This window comes from Pseudomonas sp. R2-60-08W (genome assembly GCF_003852335.1).
Classification (GTDB): Bacteria; Pseudomonadota; Gammaproteobacteria; order Pseudomonadales; family Pseudomonadaceae; genus Aquipseudomonas.
Window position 1 is genome coordinate 3,562,516 of the sequence record NZ_CP027731.1, and the last position, 16,962, is coordinate 3,579,477.

General features: G+C 62.1%; 12 protein-coding genes. 4 read left to right on the plus strand and 8 right to left on the minus strand.

The window, feature by feature from the left end:
• Window positions 1–14 precede the first annotated feature (14 nt).
• Window positions 15–1,715 carry a glutamine--tRNA ligase/YqeY domain fusion protein gene (locus C4J90_RS16160; protein ID WP_124420311.1) on the minus strand — a complete coding sequence of 567 codons (1,701 nt, stop codon included), beginning with the start codon at window positions 1,713–1,715 and terminating at the stop codon, window positions 15–17.
• Window positions 1,716–1,963: 248 nt separating this feature from the next.
• Here C4J90_RS16160 and C4J90_RS16165 point away from each other — a divergent pair, with 248 nt between their 5' ends.
• Both C4J90_RS16165 and lpxH read left to right on the plus strand, forming a co-directional pair.
• On the plus strand, window positions 1,964–2,470 hold the full coding sequence (locus tag C4J90_RS16165; protein ID WP_065877469.1) for a peptidylprolyl isomerase: 507 nt from the start codon (window positions 1,964–1,966) through the stop codon (window positions 2,468–2,470).
• Entirely contained in the window at window positions 2,467–3,216 is a 750-nt protein-coding gene (gene lpxH, locus C4J90_RS16170) for a UDP-2,3-diacylglucosamine diphosphatase (protein ID WP_124363339.1), read from the plus strand. The genes C4J90_RS16165 and lpxH overlap by 4 nt, the downstream gene beginning before the upstream one ends.
• 154 nt (window positions 3,217–3,370) lie before the next feature.
• On the opposite strand, the gene C4J90_RS16175 is transcribed toward lpxH, so the two are convergent.
• The 7 genes from C4J90_RS16175 to C4J90_RS16205 form a co-directional block, all read right to left on the minus strand.
• Entirely contained in the window at window positions 3,371–4,900 is a 1,530-nt protein-coding gene (locus C4J90_RS16175; RefSeq protein WP_124363340.1) for a DHA2 family efflux MFS transporter permease subunit, read from the minus strand.
• Window positions 4,900–6,099, minus strand: a complete 1,200-nt coding sequence (locus C4J90_RS16180) for an efflux RND transporter periplasmic adaptor subunit (protein WP_124420312.1) — start codon at window positions 6,097–6,099, stop codon at window positions 4,900–4,902. The genes C4J90_RS16175 and C4J90_RS16180 overlap by 1 nt, the downstream gene beginning before the upstream one ends.
• 15 nt (window positions 6,100–6,114) lie before the next feature.
• Entirely contained in the window at window positions 6,115–7,566 is a 1,452-nt protein-coding gene (locus C4J90_RS16185) for an efflux transporter outer membrane subunit (RefSeq protein WP_124420313.1), read from the minus strand.
• Window positions 7,566–8,036, minus strand: coding sequence for a MarR family winged helix-turn-helix transcriptional regulator (locus C4J90_RS16190; RefSeq protein ID WP_124371113.1), 471 nt, complete (start codon window positions 8,034–8,036; stop codon window positions 7,566–7,568). The genes C4J90_RS16185 and C4J90_RS16190 overlap by 1 nt, the downstream gene beginning before the upstream one ends.
• Window positions 8,037–8,272: 236 nt before the next feature.
• Window positions 8,273–11,959 (minus strand): translocation/assembly module TamB domain-containing protein, encoded by a 3,687-nt coding sequence (locus tag C4J90_RS16195; RefSeq protein WP_124420314.1) that lies wholly within the window; start codon window positions 11,957–11,959, stop codon window positions 8,273–8,275.
• Complete coding sequence (locus C4J90_RS16200; protein WP_124420315.1) at window positions 11,959–13,686, minus strand: autotransporter assembly complex family protein; 1,728 nt, start codon at window positions 13,684–13,686, stop codon at window positions 11,959–11,961. The genes C4J90_RS16195 and C4J90_RS16200 overlap by 1 nt, the downstream gene beginning before the upstream one ends.
• A 64-nt stretch (window positions 13,687–13,750) precedes the next feature.
• Window positions 13,751–14,401, minus strand: coding sequence for an N-acetyltransferase (locus tag C4J90_RS16205; RefSeq protein ID WP_124420316.1), 651 nt, complete (start codon window positions 14,399–14,401; stop codon window positions 13,751–13,753).
• 169 nt (window positions 14,402–14,570) lie between these two features.
• Between C4J90_RS16205 and xthA the strand changes: the two genes are divergently transcribed.
• Together xthA and C4J90_RS16215 are read left to right on the plus strand one after the other, a co-directional pair.
• A complete protein-coding gene (gene xthA / locus C4J90_RS16210) occupies window positions 14,571–15,383 on the plus strand; it encodes an exodeoxyribonuclease III (protein ID WP_124363347.1) in 813 nt (270 codons plus the stop codon).
• A gap of 198 nt (window positions 15,384–15,581) precedes the next feature.
• On the plus strand, window positions 15,582–16,913 hold the full coding sequence (locus C4J90_RS16215; protein WP_124420317.1) for a substrate-binding domain-containing protein: 1,332 nt from the start codon (window positions 15,582–15,584) through the stop codon (window positions 16,911–16,913).
• Window positions 16,914–16,962 lie beyond the last annotated feature (49 nt).

Consider the following 16,962-nt stretch of genomic DNA (forward strand, 5'->3'; position numbering starts at 1 on the left):
GCTTCCTTAGAGAATCACTGGCCCCACGAATCACGCAAGGTCACGGTACGGTTGAATACCGGATGACCAGGTTTGGAGTCCTTGATATCCGCGCAGAAGTAACCTTCGCGCTCGAACTGGAACCGATCTTCCGGCTGTGCGTCGCCAAGCGATGGCTCGGCACGACAACCCGTGAGAACTTGCAGCGAATCTGGGTTGATGTTGTCGAGGAAGCTTGCGCTGTCTTCGGCTTTCTCAGGATTCGGCGAGCGGAACAGCCGATCGTACAGGCGCACTTCGCACTCGATGCTGGCAGCGGCCGGGACCCAGTGGACCACGCCCTTGACCTTGCGGCCTTCGGGGTTCTTGCCCAGGGTGTCCGGGTCGTAAGAGCAGCGCAGTTCGACGATGTTGCCATCGGCGTCCTTGATGGCCTCATCGGCACGGATCACGTAGCTGCCACGCAGGCGCACTTCGCCATTGGGTTCCAGGCGTTTGTAGCCCTTTGGCGGCTCTTCCATGAAGTCATCGCGGTCGATGTAGATTTCACGCGCGAATGGCAACTTGCGCACGCCCAGCTCTTCTTTCTGCGGATGACGCGGCAGCTCGAGGTTTTCGACCTGGTCTTGCGGATAGTTGGTGATCACGACCTTCAACGGACGCAACACGCACATGGCACGCGGGGCATTGGCGTCGAGGTCCTGGCGGATGCTGAATTCGAGCATGCCGAAGTCGACCACGCCGTCGGAACGGTTGGTGCCGACCATCTCGCAGAAATTGCGGATCGACGCCGGGGTGTAGCCGCGACGGCGGAAGCCCGACAACGTCGACATGCGCGGGTCGTCCCAGCCGAACACGTGCTTTTCATCCACCAACTGCTTGAGCTTGCGCTTGCTGGTGATGGTGTAGTTCAGGTTCAAGCGGCTGAACTCGTACTGGCGCGGCTGTGCCGGCACCGGCAGGTTGCTCAGGAACCATTCGTACAGCGGACGGTGGCTTTCGAACTCCAGGGTGCAGATGGAGTGAGTGATGCCTTCGATGGCGTCCGACTGACCGTGGGTGAAGTCATAGTTGGGGTAGATGCACCACTTGTCACCGGTCTGGTGGTGGTGGGCATGGCGGATGCGGTACATGATCGGGTCGCGCAGGTTCATGTTCGGCGAGGCCATGTCGATCTTGGCGCGCAGCACGCGGGCGCCGTCCGGGAACTCACCCGCACGCATGCGGGCAAACCAGTCGAGGTTCTCTTCTACCGAACGGTCGCGGAACGGGCTGTTCTTGCCCGGCTCGGTCAGGGTGCCGCGGTATTCCTTGGCCTGTTCCGGGCTCAGGTCGTCGACGTAGGCCTTGCCGGCCTTGATCAGCTCGACGGCCCAGTCGTGCAACTGGTCGAAATATTGCGAGGCATAGCGCACTTCACCAGACCATTGGAAACCCAGCCACTTCACGTCGCTTTCGATGGCGTCGATGTATTCCTGGTCTTCCTTGGCCGGGTTGGTGTCGTCGAAACGCAGGTGCGTGACGCCGCCGAATTCCTGGGCCAGGCCGAAGTTCACACAGATCGACTTGGCGTGACCGATGTGCAGGTAGCCGTTGGGCTCTGGCGGGAAACGGGTGACGATCTGCGTGTGCTTGCCCGAATCCAGGTCCGCCTGGATGATCGGGCGCAGGAAATTGACCGGGACGGCAGGTCCGGCCTTGGAATTCGAGGTAGGGTCGACAGTGGGCTTGCTCATAGGATCCTTGAACAGACAGGTTCGTGGCCGGGTGAGGCCAGATAAAACAAAGGGCTTATCATAGCCGAACCTGTCAACCGCCTGACAGAGCGCGGTCAAAAACTGCTGGTTTAATTGCCTTGGCGGTAAAAAACCACCTCGAAATTCCTGCAGGGCACGCTAAACTGCGCGACTTGGCCGCCGTTTAGCCAGGCAGGTAAAGCGTTTATTCGCCCAACCCCACGAATTCCCTGAAAAGAGTAGTGAACATGACTCAAGTCAAACTGACCACCAACCACGGTGACATCGTCATCGAGCTGAACGCCGAGAAAGCGCCGATCACCGTCGCCAACTTCATCGAGTACGTCAAAGCCGGCCACTACGAAAACACCGTTTTCCACCGTGTCATCGGCAACTTCATGATCCAGGGCGGCGGTTTCGAGCCCGGCATGAAAGAGAAGAAAGACAAGCGCCCAAGCATCCAGAACGAAGCGGACAACGGCCTTTCCAACGACAAGTACACCGTCGCCATGGCCCGTACCATGGAGCCGCATTCGGCCTCCGCGCAGTTCTTCATCAACGTGGCCGACAACGCCTTCCTCAACCACAGCGGCAAGAACGTGCAGGGTTGGGGTTACGCGGTGTTCGGTAAAGTCACCGCAGGCACCGACGTTGTCGACAAGATCAAAGGCGTGTCCACCACTTCCAAGGCCGGCCACCAGGACGTTCCAGCCGAAGACGTGATCGTCGAGAAAGCCGAGATCATCGAAGCGTGATATTGCTGATTTCAGATTTGCATCTGGAAGAGGAGCGCCCGGACATCACCCGGGCGTTTCTGGATCTGCTCCACGGCCGCGCCCGTGGCGCCCAGGCGTTGTACATTCTGGGCGACTTCTTCGAAGCCTGGATTGGCGACGATGGGATGACACCGTTCCAGCGCTCGATCTGCGCCGCACTGCGCGAACTGAGCGACAGCGGCACCCCGATTTTCATCATGCACGGCAACCGCGATTTCCTGATCGGCAAGGCGTTCTGCAAAGCAGCAGGCGCAACGCTGCTCAAGGACCCGAGTGTCGTGCAGCTCGCCGGCGAACCCGTGCTGCTGATGCACGGCGATAGCCTCTGCACCCGCGACCTCGGCTATATGAAGCTGCGGCGCATTCTGCGCAACCCGATGGTGCTGTTCATCCTGCGCCACCTGCCCCTGCGTACCCGCCACCGGCTGGCACGCAAGCTGCGCAGTGAAAGCAGTGCCCAGGTACGGATGAAGGCCAACGACATTGTCGACGTCACGCCGGAAGAAGTGCCACGGGTCATGCAACACTTTGGCGTGCGCACCCTAGTTCACGGCCACACCCACCGCCCTGCCATCCATAAACTGCAGATTGGTGAGCAGGCGGCCAAGCGCATTGTGCTGGGGGATTGGGACAAGCAAGGTTGGGCGTTGCAGGTGGATGAGCAAGGCTTTCAACTGGCGGCGTTTGACTTCGTCAATCCGCAGTTGGCATTGCCTGGCGCATGATCCTCAAACACCACTGATCCCATGTGAACAGAGATCAAACTGTGGGAGGGGGCTTGCTCCCGATAGCAGTGAGTCAGTCAGCCAATCTGTAACTGACCCACCGCAATCGGGAGCAAGCCCCCTCCCACATTTGATTGCATTTCACTCTTGAAGGTCAGTGCCCGGACGCCTCTGGCCCGGCCTTGGCGCCAAATGGCGGTTTGGCCAGCCACACCAACAGCATCAACCCCACGAAGACCCACCCCATCAACGTGAAGTAATCCACGGTAGACATCATGTACGCCTGGCTGGTGAGAATCTGGTCCAGTTGCGCATAGGCCTTGTGCCCTGCCCCACCCAGCGCCTGCACGGCATCGCGCGTGGTCGAGTCATAGACGGTCATGTTCTCGCTCATGTAGGCATGGTGCTGGTCGGCGCGGCGAATCCAGATCCAGGTGGTGAGCGACGCCGCGAAGCTGCCGCCCAGGGTCCGCAGGAAGGTCGCCAGACCGGCGCCGTCGGCAATCTGCTGCGGCGGCAGGTCGGACATCAGGATGCTCAAGGTCGGCATGAAGAACAGCGCCACGCCGATACCCATGAACAACTGCACCAGGGCGATGTGCTGGAAATCCACCTCGTTGGTGAAGCTCGCACGCATGAAACAGCTCAAGCCCATCGCCAGGAATGACAGCCCCGCCAGCAGGCGCAGGTCGAACTTGTGCGCGTACTTGCCCACGAACGGCGACATCAGCACCGGCAGAATACCGATCGGCGCCACCGCCAAGCCGGCCCAGGTGGCGGTGTAGCCCATCTGGGTCTGCAGCCATTGCGGCAGGATCAGGTTGATGCCGAAGAAACCCGCATAGCCGCCGACCAACACAATGGTGCCGATACGGAAGTTGCGGTAGGCAAACAAGCGCAGGTTGACCACCGGGTGCTTGTCGGTCATTTCCCAGATGATGAACACCGCCAGGGCGATCACCGAAATGGCCGCACCGATGATGATGAAGTTGGACTCGAACCAATCCAGGTCATTGCCCTTGTCGAGGATGATCTGCAAGGCGCCGACCCCGACGATCAGGCTGAGCAGCCCGACGTAATCCATCGGTTGGTGGCTGGTCTGCACCGGGCGTTTCTTGAGCTGCGCACGCACCACCATCACCGCAAAGATGCCGATGGGCACGTTGATGAAGAAGATCCATGGCCAACTGTAGCTGTCGGTGATCCAGCCGCCGAGGATCGGCCCGGCAATCGGCGCCACCACCGTGACCATCGCCAATAGTGCCAGAGCCATGCCGCGCTTGGCCGGCGGGTACACCGCGATCAGCAAGGTTTGCGTCATCGGGTACAACGGCCCGGCAACCAGGCCCTGCAGCACGCGAAAGCCGATCAATTCGGGCATCGAGGTGGAAATACCGCACAGGAACGACGCCAGCACGAATAGCAGGGTCGCCCACAGAAACAGCTTCACCTCGCCGAAGCGCCGGCTCAACCAACCGGTGAGCGGTAAGGCAATGGCGTTGCTCACCGCAAACGAGGTAATGACCCAGGTGCCCTGCTCCGAACTCACGCCCAGGTTGCCGGAAATGGTCGGCAACGCCACGTTGGCGATAGTGGTGTCGAGCACCTGCATGAAGGTCGCCAGCGACAGCCCGATAGTGGCCATCACCAGACTGGGTGGCGTGAACGAGGCGTTATTGCTCATCAGCGTTGCGCAGCCTTGGGAGCGGCGACGCTGTTGTCATGGATCAACTGGTTGATCATGGCATCGGCTTCGGCCAATTGGCGGTCATACACGTTGGTGGTGAACGAGGCCTTCTGCGGCGCCTGTTGCGCCAGCACCGGGCCGCTCTGGTCATGCAGGTCCACGTTGACCACAGTACTCAAGCCGACCCGCAACGGGTGCTTGGCCAGCTCTTCGGCGTTGATATGGATGCGCACCGGCACCCGCTGCACGATCTTGATCCAGTTGCCGGTGGCGTTCTGCGCGGGCAGCAAGGCAAACGCGCTGCCAGTGCCGGCGCCCAGGCTGTCGACGGTGCCGCTGTACTTCACATCGCTGCCGTAAATGTCCGATTCGATATCCACCGGCTGGCCGATGCGCATATCACGCAGCTGGGTTTCCTTGAAGTTGGCATCGATCCACAGCTGGTCCAGCGGAATCACCGCCATCAGCGCGGTACCCGGTTGCACGCGCTGGCCCAGTTGCACGGTGCGCTTGGCCACATAGCCTGTGACCGGGGCGATCAAGGTGCTGCGCGCGTTGGCCAGGTAAGCCTGGCGCAGTTGCGCGGCGGCCGCCTGCACATCCGGGTGGGACGAAATCACCGTGTCATCCACCAGGGCATTACTGGTTTTGAGTTGCTGCTCAAGGTTGGTTAAGGCGTTTTTGGCGGCGGTCAGGCTGTCACGGGCGTGGGACAGCTCCTCCTGGGAGATCGCTCCGCCCTGGGCCAGGGTCTTACGCCGGTTGTAGTTGTCCTGGGCGGTCTGCACGTCCGCTTTCTGCGCGTTGACCTGGGCTTTCATCCCATCGACGTTGCTGTACAAACCGCGAACCTGGCGCACGGTACGGGCCAGGTTGGCCTGGGCACTTTGCAGGCCGACGGCGGCGTCGTTGGGGTCGAAGTTGACCAACACCTGGCCTTCGTGGACCAGGTCGCCATCGTCGGCGCCAATGCTGACCACGGTGCCGGTGACCAGCGGGGTGATTTCCACCACGTTGCCATTCACATAAGCGTCATCGGTGCTTTCGTTGAAGCGCCCGTAGAACTCGTGCCAGGCCCAGACGCCGACGACACCGAGGATGACGATCAGCGCCAGGCCGATCAGCATGACTTTGCGTTTGCGCGGGTTGTTGTCTTTGGTTTGTTCGGGTGCGGTGTTGCTGTCGGCAGTGGCCATGACAAATACCTCAAATTATTCCGTGCGGTTGGCTGGGGTGGGCGCGGCCACGTTGCTGGCGTTGAACCCGCCACCCAGGGCCTGCATCAATTGAATCGACAGATCGATCTGCGCAGCATTCAAGGACGCCAACTGACGCTGGGCCTGCAGCAATTGCTGCTCGATGCTGAGCACATCCAGATAATTACCGATGCCGGAGCTGTAGCGTTGCACCCCGGTGTCATAAGACTGCTGGGCGATATCGGCGGCGTGTTGCTGCGCCTGGATCTGCCGCCCGGTGTCGCGCAGTTGCGACAAGGTGCTGCCGATGTCACCCAAGGCTTGCACCAGGGTTTTGTTGTACTGGGCCACGGCCAGGTCGTAATCGGCGTCGCGGGCGTCGAGGTCGGCGCGCAGGCGGCCACCGTCGAAGATCGGCAGCGAAATCGTCGGCGCGATATTGAAGAAGCGGCTGGCCGAACCGAACATGGCGTCGCCCAGCAACGATTCGGCGCCGGCGCTCGCGCTCAGGTTGAGGTTGGGGTAGAAACGGGTCTTGCTGGCGGCGATGTCCTTGCTCGCAGCTTCCACCCGCCAGCGCGCGGCGACCAGGTCCGGGCGCCGGCCGAGCAGCTCGGCGGGCAACACCGACGGCACGGCGACCGCCGTGGGTTTCAGTACATTCGGGCGCGCCAGTTCGTTGCCACGGTCCGGGCCTTTACCGAGCAGCACAGCCAGGGCGATCTTGGCGCTTTGCAGTTGTTTTTCCGCATCGATCAACTGCGACTGGGAGCTGGCTTCCAGGCTTTCGGTTTGCTGGTATTGGTATTCGCTGTCGATGCCGGAACTCAGGCGGCGCTTGCTCAGGTCGAGCATCTGGCGGGTGCGCTTAAGGTCGTCGGCAGCCAGGTCACGCACGATATGCGCCTGGCCCAGATCGCTGTAGGCCTTGGCCACATTGGCGGCCAGGGTCAGGCGCGCGGCCTGCTGGTCGACTTCGGCGGCGCGGGCCTGCCCCAAGGCGGCTTCCCAGGCGGCGCGCTGGCCGCCCCACAGGTCGAAGTTGTAATTGAAGCTGGCGCCGATGTTGCGCACCGTCGAATAGGCATCGCCCTCCCCGCGCGGGTCCTGGTCCTTGGCCAGCCGCGAACGGCTGACACCGACGCTGGCATCCACGGTGGGCATGCGCGCGGCGTTGGCGGCATAGGCCGCAGCTTCGGCCTGGTGCGCACGGGCACTGGCGACCTGCATATCGGGGCTGTGTTGCAGGGCTTCCTGGATCAGGCCGTCGAGCTGTGGGTCGCCGAGGCTTTTCCACCAGTCGGCGGCCGGCCAGGCGGCGCTGGACAGGCTCACACCGCTCAGGGATTTGCCGGTGTGCAAGCTATTGGCGTCGAGGCGTTTGCCCTGGGTGTCAAGGCCGCTGTAGTTGGCACAACCGGCCAACGTCATCGCCATCAGCACCAGGCTGAATGCGCGTGTGTTCATCATTGTCCTACCCGCTGAAGGGTGATGGGATCACCCGCAGCTATCAGAATTTTCTTGAGGATCCGCTCCAAGGTTTCCAGCTCGCCCGCCTCAAGCACACCGGCCAGTTGGTTAAGGGCCTGGGCACCGATCTGCGGCAGCATGTCTGCCAGACGCTGGCCGTCGGCGGTGAGCACCAACTGCACCTGGCGGCGGTCCAGGTCGGAACGCTTGCGACTGAGCAGCTTTTTCTGCTCCAGCCGGTCGAGCATGCGCGTCATCGAGCCGCTGTCCAGGGACAGGTTGCGACACAGCTCGGCCGGTGTGTCGACACCGAACTGGGCCATGATGATCAACACCTTGAACTGCGCGGCGGTAATGCCGTGGGGTTCCATATGGGTGTCGATGATGCGGTCCTTGAGGATCGCAGCGCGGCCCAGCAACAGCCCGAGATGGCAGTTGTGGAAGTTTTCAGGGGTGAAATGCGGCATCGGAAGTCACCTTATTACTGCCTAGGCAGTGAATGTGTGACGAGATATTACTGCTTAGGCAGCGAATGTCAAATGGAATAGTTAGGTTGCTTGGTAATCACATGAAAACTTGAGTGAAATACATGCCAATGTGGGAGGGGGCTTGCTCCCGATAGCGGTGGGTCAGGTACAGATAGCTGACTGACACGCTGCTATCGGGGGCAAGCCCCCTCCCACATTTTTTGACCGCGTGATGCTTAGAAATCGCGCTTGTAGAAGATGTCCAGCGAACTGGCCACGCCGGTGGCCACTTCCAGGTACACCTTCTTGCTCAGCAGGTAGCGCAACGCGATGGTGTTGGCCGGTTCGAACACCCCAACCCCGTAACGCAGGCTGAGTTTTTCGTTGATCTTGCCGCTGGCCACCACCGCCGTGCTGTTGCCGCTGCCTTGGGTATCCAGGTCGAAATCCTGGATACCCAACTTGGTGGCGATGTCTGAGGTCACCCCGGCGCTGCCCATTAGGCCCAGGCCCAGGGCGGCTTCGGCGAGCATGTTGTTGTCTTCACCGTTGTTGGTGCGCGAACGCCCCAGCACCAGGTAGGACAACGCGTCCTCCTGGGCCATGGCGGGCTCGGAGAAGATCTGCGTGGTCGGCTGCTCGGCACTGCCGCTCAACCGAATGCCGGCGGTGACCGTGCGGGAAGACTCGGTGGTCACGCGTACCGCCTCGATATCCAGGAACGGCTGATCCAACGGCCCGGCGAACAATAGGCGCGCACGGCGCACATTCAGGCGCTGGCCGTAGGCCCGGTAACGGCCATCGTTGAGCCACAGTTCGCCACGGGTGTCCATGTTGTCGCCAATATGCACGTGGCCTTGCACTTTGGCGGTGAGGCCGAAGCCGGCGAAGTTGAGTTGGTCTTCGCCCACTTCCACGTCGATATCCATGGCCATCGCCATCGGCGGCTTGCCCTCTTCGGTCTGGCTGCCGACGATCACCGTGTCATCGGACACCTTGACCGTCGACGGCGGCAGCTCGCGCACGGTGATATCGCCGCGCGGGATGTGCACCTTGCCGGCAATCGCCAGCTTGTCGTCCTTGAGGCTGATCTTCAGGTCGGGCGCCACTTCCAATACGGCATAGGGCTCGACCGTCACCGGCAGTTGCGAACCCTTGAGGCTCAGGTCCACCACCAGGGCGCGGCCCCAGTCGATCTGGCCCTTGAGGCTGCCCTGCCCGGCCTTGCCGCTGCGCCAGGCGCCATTGAGCTGCACGCTTTCGCCGGCAATCAGCGCCTGCACGTTCAGGCCTTCCAGGCTCACCGGCAGTTCAGGCCCGGAGATTTCGCCATCGACCAGATTCACGCTGCCGTTGACCTGGGGTGCGAGCAGGCCGCCGGAAATCCGCCCGTTGCCATTGAGCTTGCCGCTGAGTTTTTCCACCATCGGCACGAAAGGCCGAGCCACCGCCAGGTCCAGCCCGGTGAGGCTGAAAGTGCCGGTGATCGGCTTGTTGGCCGGCAACGGGTTGATCTGCGCCTGCAACAGCAACTCGCCGAGCTTGCCGCCACGGAAGTTCAACTGGGTGTCGATACGCTTGGGGTTGAGGGTGGTTTCCAGCTTGAGGGTGTCGTACGGGAAATCCAACCACTGATTCTTGTCCTTGACGCGCAGGGTGCCGCCACCGGCGTCCACCGACACCACGCCTTTGGGGCCGCTGGCCGGCAGATCGAGCTGCACGTCGGCATTGAGCCTGCCCTGCCAGGCGAAGTCTTTGGGCAAAAAGCCCGCGAGGCTGTCGAGGGGGAATTGCTTGAGGTGGTACCGCAGCTTCGGCTCGGGCATCAGGCGCTGGTCTTCGCCGCACAGGCTGGCGCCACCGGACACCCAGCAATGGGCGGCAAAGGTCAGCTTGCCATCGGCCAGGCGCTCGATTTTCGCCGGGGCTTGCAGCCTCCAGTCCTGGCCACCCGCTTGCACGTCGCCGCTGGCCAGGCGCCCGCGCCAGTTGCCTTTATCGAGGTTGCCGTCCAGGGCCAGGGCCAGCTTGAGCAAAGGACCGGCCAGGTCCAGCTGGACTTTCTGGCTCTTGATATCACCCTGGGCGCTGGCGGTGAGGGTACCAACTTGGGTCTCGCCGCTCTGGATGCCGCTGCCCTTGAGGTCGATCCTGGCGCGCTGGGCGCTGTCCAGTGTCGCGTCGAGGCTGAGGTTTTGCAGGCGGTTGTCGGCCAATGCCAGTTGCTGGCCCTTGAGATCGAGTTTGCCCTGCGGCGCCTTCAGAGTGCCGGTGACATCGACGCGGCCGTTGATCTGCCCACGCAGTTGCGGCCAGAGCTGGGCCAGGCGGGCCAGCTTGATGTCGATCTGCCCGGCCAGGCGCTGCTGCAGGCTGCCACTGCCGCTGATACGGTTGTCGCCCAGACGGATGTCCAGGTTGGCGAGGGTCCATTGTTCGCCCGCGCCTTCGGCCTTAGCGGCCAGCACGGCGGTTTGCCCGCGCAGACGGCCCTTGAGGTCAAGGTCGGCGTTGAGCTTGAGTTGCTCGTTGTTGAATTCGCCTTTGCTGCGCAGCGGCCCGGCCAGGGTGCCGGGCAATTCGGCGACCCAATAGGCCGGGTTCAACGCGGTCAAATCCAACGCGGTGTCCCAGGCGATGCCGTCTGCGAACTGTACGCTCAAACGCCCTTCGGCCTTGCCCTGGCCGGCCGTCAGCTTCAGCTCGGGCAGAAAAATTTGCTTGAGGTCGCCACTGAACGGTGTGACCACATTGAACTTGCCCGCCGGGCCGTCGAGATCGGCCTTGAGGTTGCCCAGGTAGTTGCCGTCTTTATAGGAAACTTCACCGTTGAAGGTGCGCAAGGTCACCTGCGGTTCGTCGATCAGCGGATACAGGCGATGCCAGGGGAAGTCCAGCCAGGCGACCTTGGCGTCGGCGCTGAAGCCTTGTTGCCAGTCCAGGTTGGCGCTGAGCTTGAGGCTTTGCTGGTCGCCGGCCGTCAGGTCCAGACCGGCGATCTGTGCGCCCTTGGCGTCGACCTTGCCTTGCAGCAGCAGGTCCACCGGGCCTTTTTCCGCCGGTAGCAGCGCTTTGCCCAGCAATTGGTAACCGTTTTTCAGGTCGCCCTTGGCGCTCAGGTCCAATTGATTGAGTTGCAAGGTGTCGGGCAGGTCGGCGCTGGGTTTGAAGGCGTCTGCGGTGATGCGCAATTGCGCCGGCAGATTGTCCACCAGCGGCTGCAACTCGCCACTGAGCTTGGCCGGCAGGTAGCCGCTGCTGTCGGCGTCGAGCTTGAGGGTCTTGAGCAAGTCGCCATCGACCTTGAGGGCCACCGTCCACGGTGCGCCGCCCGGGGCGTAAGGCAGGCTGAGATTACCGCTGGCCGTCAAAGGCCAGTCGCCGACGGGTTGCAGCAGGCCGGCGAGGTCCAGCACCAGGCCGTCGCGTTGCAGGTGCACGGCGTCGATCTGCATACCCGCGGAGGTCCAGTGCGCCGCCAGTTGCAGGCCCTTGAGTTCTTCGCTGCCGTTGAACAACAGGCTACCGACGCGAACGTCGCCCAGCTGGATGGCCAGCGGCAGTTTCAGGTCGGGCAACGCGATGGGCCCGCTGCTGCTCGCTTCGGCGCTGGGGGGAAATTGCAGGCTGACCCGCTCCACATCCAGGCGATCAATACACAGGGTCATACGCAACAGGCACCCCGGCGACCAATCGAACTTGGGCGCATCAAGCTCGACGCGGCTGCTGTCTTGCTGCCATAGCAGGTGATCGGCGCTCCACTGTCCGCCCAGACGCCCCTGGAAGTTTTCCAGGCTCAAACCCGGCACCTGGCCCAGTGCCCAGCGACTGCCCGCCTGGGTTCCCAATACCGACCACAGCGCCAACACCGCCACCGCGAGGATGGCCATCAGGACCAGCCCCGCTATTTTCAAACCACGCATCACAGCTCAGGCCCCATGGAAAAGTGCAATCGAATGCCGCCCGGGTCTTCCAGGGCATGGGCCAGGTCGAGGCGGATCGGGCCAACCGGCGAGACCCAGCGCACGCCCACACCGACACCGGTTTTCAGGCTGGGCATTTCCAGGGTATTGAACGAGTTGCCCTGGTCGATAAAGGTCGCGATCCGCCATTTGTCGGCGATGGAATATTGGTACTCGGCACTCAGCGCCACCATGTAGCGGCCGCCGATGCGGTCACCGCGATCGTTCTCCGGTGACAGGGTCTGGTATTCATAGCCGCGCACGCTCTGGTCGCCACCGGCAAAGAAGCGCAGCGACGGCGGTACCGACTTGTAGCCGTTGGTGGCACTGCCACCCACTTGCGCGCGGCCCAGGAACCGGTGGTTATCCCACAAGGTGGTCAAGCCCTTGATCGTGGCCGTGCCGTACAGCAGATTGGTGTCGGAACCGAGCCCTTCCTTGGCGACCTTGCTGTCGAACATCAGGCGATAACCGTTGTGCGGATCGATGCGGTTGTCGCTGCGCAGGTAGGAGTAGCTGATCCCCGGCATCACCAGGTTGCTCAGGCCCGAGTCATTGCCCAGGCGGTATTCTTCACGCTGGTATTTGAGCGAGATAACCCGCGTCCAGCCGCTGGGCAATTTACTGTGCCATTCGGGCCCGACGGTGAGCAGCTTGCTCAAGGTGTCGGTGTTGGCCAGCTCTTCATTCTGGTAACCGCCGGCGAAGCGCAGTTTGTCGGTGAGCGGTGGGTCGAGCGGGACGTCATACCACAGGCCGACGTTCTGCCGTGGTGCCGAAAGCTCGGCCTCCCAGCCATAACTGTGGCCCTGGGGATTGACCCAGTGGCGCGTCCAGTTGGCCTTGCCGCGCGGGCCGACGTCCGTCGAAAAACCCAGGCCCAGGCCCATCGTGCGTGGCTTGCGCGTGTCCAGTTGCACGGCCACCGGAATCACGTCATTGGTCGAGGCCGTGGGGCTGGCGTCCACGCGCACGCTGTCGAAGAAGCCACTGCCTTGCAGGTTCTGGTTGAGTTCGGCGATCAGTTCGGAGTCGTAAGGGGTGCCACTTTCAAAGGGCACCATGCGTTGCAGCAGTTCTTCATCGAATGGAGTGTCGCCGCTAAAGCTGACCTTGCCCATGCTGTAGCGTGGGCCGCTGTCGTAAACCAACTCGATATCGGCGACGCCCGCCTGGGGATCGACGGAGAGTGTCTGACGCGTAAAGCGCCCGCTGAAAAAGCCGTAGCGCGATGCCTGGTTCTGGATCAGACGCTTGGCATCATCGTAATGGCCGTGGTTGAGCACCGCCCCGGGCTTGAGATCGTCACTGGCAGGCACGCGAAACGCCTTGAGGTTCGCCGCCGGGCCGTCGACCCGCAGGGTGACGTTGCGCAAATGCACGGGCTCGCCGGGGTCGATGGTGAGGATCAGGCGCGGGTTCTTGCCGCCCTGCACATCGCTGGCGATCTGTGGCTGATAGAAGCCCAGGGCCTGGGCCGCTTTGCGCGCCTGCTCCTCGGCGCCACGGCTGAACCGCAGCAGCGCTTCTTCATCACGATCGCCCACCCCGCCGATGTAGCCTTCGATGTTGGCTTTCAGTGCGTCGTTAGAGGGCTTGATCCGCACGTCCAATTCGCTTTGCGCCCATGCGCCGCAGCTCGTGAACAGCAACATCAAGCCGCTGGTAAATCTTCCTGGAACTTTCATAGGCGCGGATGCTACACGAGCGAGAGAGGAACTTTGAACCCGGATTTGTCTGAATAATTCTGTCTCAAGCCGTTGCAGCATGTAACGTCTGGGGGTTGGGATGGAAAAACACATGTTCCAGCACAGGCCCTACGGCAATTTCACCGATTTCTTCATAGCCCTGGCGCTTGTAGAAATCCAGGTAACGGGAATTGCCCGTGTCGAGCACCACGCCCGATGAGTGCGGGTCTTCGGCGCACCAGTTGTGGACCGCCTCCAGCAATTGTTCGCCGTAGTGGTGGCCCTGCAACTGCGGGTGAATGCCCAGCAATGGCAACACATGCACCGACTCGCTGGGCAGGCACGCCATGACGGCCTGATGGTATTCAAGGTAACGCCGCGTGCCGCGTACCCCGGTGCTCAGCCACATGCGGATTTGCCAGGCCCAGCTCTCGGTGATGCCCAGGCGCCGTTGCGGCGGGGCGATCAGGGCAACGCCGACCAGACGGTCGTCGACGAACAGGCCAATGGCCGGAAGCTTCTGGAAGAAATGCTGCTTGACCAGCTCGCGCACGGTGGCGCGCACCCGCTGTTCATAACCGGAGCGCTCGGCTTCGAAGATGTAGGCGAAGGTCGGTTCGTGACGGTAGGCCTGGTACAGCAGGGAACGCGCTTCGCGGGAATAGCCGCTATTGAGCACACGAATTTCGGCAGCGGCCGTCGAAGTGTCAGGCATAACAGTCAATCTCCTGGACGCCACTCAAAGAGGTGGCGTTCTTATGGGTACGAACCTGCGCAGCGCCAGTCGTTCCCAGACATTAGCAGCGCATGCGCCCTACCGCCACGCTGGCCCCCGTCCGACTTGTCGGCTAGCATCGCCCTTTTGCCAGACTGGACTGCCGACCATGAAAATCGTCTCCTTCAATATCAACGGGCTGCGTGCCCGCCCTCATCAGCTGGCGGCGCTGATTGAAAAGCATCAACCGGATGTCATCGGCCTGCAGGAAACCAAGGTCCACGATGACCAGTTCCCGTTGGCCGAAGTCCAGGCGCTGGGCTATCACGTTTATTACCATGGCCAGAAAGGCCATTACGGCGTGGCCCTGCTCTCGCGCAAAGAGGCGTTGAGCCTGCACAAAGGCTTTGCCAGCGATGAAGAAGACGCCCAGCGCCGTTTCATCTGGGGCACCTTCGCCGACGAGAACGGCCACCCGGTCACTGTCATGAACGGCTACTTCCCCCAAGGCGAAAGCCGCGACCACCCCACCAAATTCCCGGCCAAGCAGCGCTTCTATGAAGACCTGCAACAGCTGTTGGAAAGCCAGTTCAGCAATGACCAGGCACTGGTGGTGATGGGCGACGTGAATATTTCCCCGCAGGACTGCGACATCGGCATCGGCGCCGACAATGCCAAACGCTGGCTGAAAACCGGCAAGTGCAGCTTCCTGCCGGAAGAGCGCGAATGGATGGCCCGCCTGAAAAACTGGGGCCTGGTGGACAGCTTCCGGCACTTGAACCCTGAGGTGACCGACCGCTTCAGCTGGTTCGATTACCGCAGCCGTGGCTTTGAGGATGAGCCCAAGCGTGGGCTGCGCATCGACGTGATCATGGCGTCCACCGGCCTGGTGCCTCGGCTCAAGGACGCGGGAGTGGATTACGATTTGCGCGCGTTGGAAAAACCGTCGGACCATGCGCCGATCTGGTTGGAGCTGAGCTGATATCAAGACGGGTGAAGATCAAATGTGGGAGGGGGCTTGCTCCCGATAGCAGTGTGTCAGTCAGCTGATCTGTAGCTGATACACCGCGATCGGGAGCAAGCCCCCTCCCACATTTTGACCCATGGCGTGTCAGTCACATTGCTGTAATCCCCCTGACTTAATCTCCCGGCACTCCCTTTGGCTGACGAAGGTGTCGGCATGATGCTGCGCGCTCTGTTACTGCTGGCCCTTTTCCCTTTCTTCGCGGTGTCCGCCCCGCTGCCCCTGCCTGATCAAGGCCCGGCATTGCGTATCCAGGGCTCCAACACCATTGGCGCGGGTTTGGTCCCGGCATTGGTCAGCGGCTTGATGGAGCAGCAGGGTTTGCAAGGCGTGCACAGCGAACCCGCCGAACGCGCCAATGAACAGCGTGTGACCGGCAAGACCCGTGAGGGCAAGACCGTGAGGGTCGACGTCGCCGCCCATGGTTCCAGCACCGGGTTTGCCGCGCTGAAAAACCACAGCGCCGACTTGGCCGCCTCGTCCCGCCCGATCAAGGACAGCGAACGGCTAGACCTCGCCCCCCTCGGCGACCTGAAAAGCCCCGCCGCCGAACACGTGATTGCCATTGATGGCCTGGCGATCATCCTTAATCCACGCAACCCGCTGAACGGCCTCAACACCGAGCAACTGGCGCAGATTTTCAATGGCGAGATCCGCACCTGGGAAACGCTCGGCGGCAGTGGCGCAGCTATTCACCTGTACGCGCGGGACGATCAGTCCGGCACCTATGACACCTTCAAGGAGCTGGTGCTGAACCGACGCGGCAAACCGCTGGCCGCGTCAGCCCAGCGTTTCGAGTCCAGCGAAGCGCTGTCCGATGCGGTCAGCCAAGACCCCCAAGGCATCGGTTTTATCGGCCTGCCCTACGTACGCCAAGCCAAGACCGTGGCGATTGTCGATGGCGACTCGCAACCGATGCCGGCGCTGAACAGCCTGATCGCCACCGAGGATTACCCGCTGTCACGGCGGCTGTACTTTTATTTGCCGCCGGCGACGCGTAATCCCTGGGCCAAGGCCTTGGTGGACTTTGCTCAAAGCGATCAGGGCCAGGCGATCGTGGCGGCCAACGGCTTTGTCGCCCAGCACGTGCAGGCGATTGGCGTAGCCCCACGCGCCTCGATGCCCGAGGCGTATCAGGCGATTGCGCGCAACGCCCAGCGCTTGACGGTGAATTTTCGTTTCGAGGAAGGCAGCGCCAGCCTGGACAACAAGGCGCGCCAGGACGTGCAGCGGGTGGTGGCGTATCTGCAAAGCCACGGCAAACTGCACAAACAGGTGACGCTGGTGGGCTTTGGCGATGCCAAGAATGATCCGCAGCGGGCGGCCTTGCTGTCCAAGTTGCGGGCCATGGCGGTGCGCAGGGAACTGGTGAAAAGCGGCGTGGTGCTGCGCGATATTCGCGGGTTTGGCGCGCAGATGCCGGTGGCGGCAAATACTGAGGATGAGGGGCGGATCAAGAATCGGCGGGTGGAGGTTTGGGTGTACTGAGGGCTGCAGGATTTTCAGTGGCTGAACTGGCCTCATCGGGGGCAAGCCC

What these genes read in the sequence shown, in the direction of transcription:
- C4J90_RS16175 (WP_124363340.1), bottom strand. Translation starts at nt 4,900, where the DNA reads ATGAGCAATAACGCCTCGTTCACGCCACCCAGTCTGGTGATGGCCACT.
- C4J90_RS16180 (WP_124420312.1), bottom strand. Translation starts at nt 6,099, where the DNA reads ATGGCCACTGCCGACAGCAACACCGCACCCGAACAAACCAAAGACAAC.
- C4J90_RS16200 (WP_124420315.1), bottom strand. Translation starts at nt 13,686, where the DNA reads ATGAAAGTTCCAGGAAGATTTACCAGCGGCTTGATGTTGCTGTTCACG.
- C4J90_RS16160 (WP_124420311.1), bottom strand. Translation starts at nt 1,715, where the DNA reads ATGAGCAAGCCCACTGTCGACCCTACCTCGAATTCCAAGGCCGGACCT.
- C4J90_RS16205 (WP_124420316.1), bottom strand. Translation starts at nt 14,401, where the DNA reads ATGCCTGACACTTCGACGGCCGCTGCCGAAATTCGTGTGCTCAATAGC.
- C4J90_RS16215 (WP_124420317.1), top strand. Translation starts at nt 15,582, where the DNA reads ATGATGCTGCGCGCTCTGTTACTGCTGGCCCTTTTCCCTTTCTTCGCG.
- C4J90_RS16195 (WP_124420314.1), bottom strand. Translation starts at nt 11,959, where the DNA reads ATGCGTGGTTTGAAAATAGCGGGGCTGGTCCTGATGGCCATCCTCGCG.
- C4J90_RS16185 (WP_124420313.1), bottom strand. Translation starts at nt 7,566, where the DNA reads ATGAACACACGCGCATTCAGCCTGGTGCTGATGGCGATGACGTTGGCC.
- C4J90_RS16190 (WP_124371113.1), bottom strand. Translation starts at nt 8,036, where the DNA reads ATGCCGCATTTCACCCCTGAAAACTTCCACAACTGCCATCTCGGGCTG.
- xthA (WP_124363347.1), top strand. Translation starts at nt 14,571, where the DNA reads ATGAAAATCGTCTCCTTCAATATCAACGGGCTGCGTGCCCGCCCTCAT.
- C4J90_RS16165 (WP_065877469.1), top strand. Translation starts at nt 1,964, where the DNA reads ATGACTCAAGTCAAACTGACCACCAACCACGGTGACATCGTCATCGAG.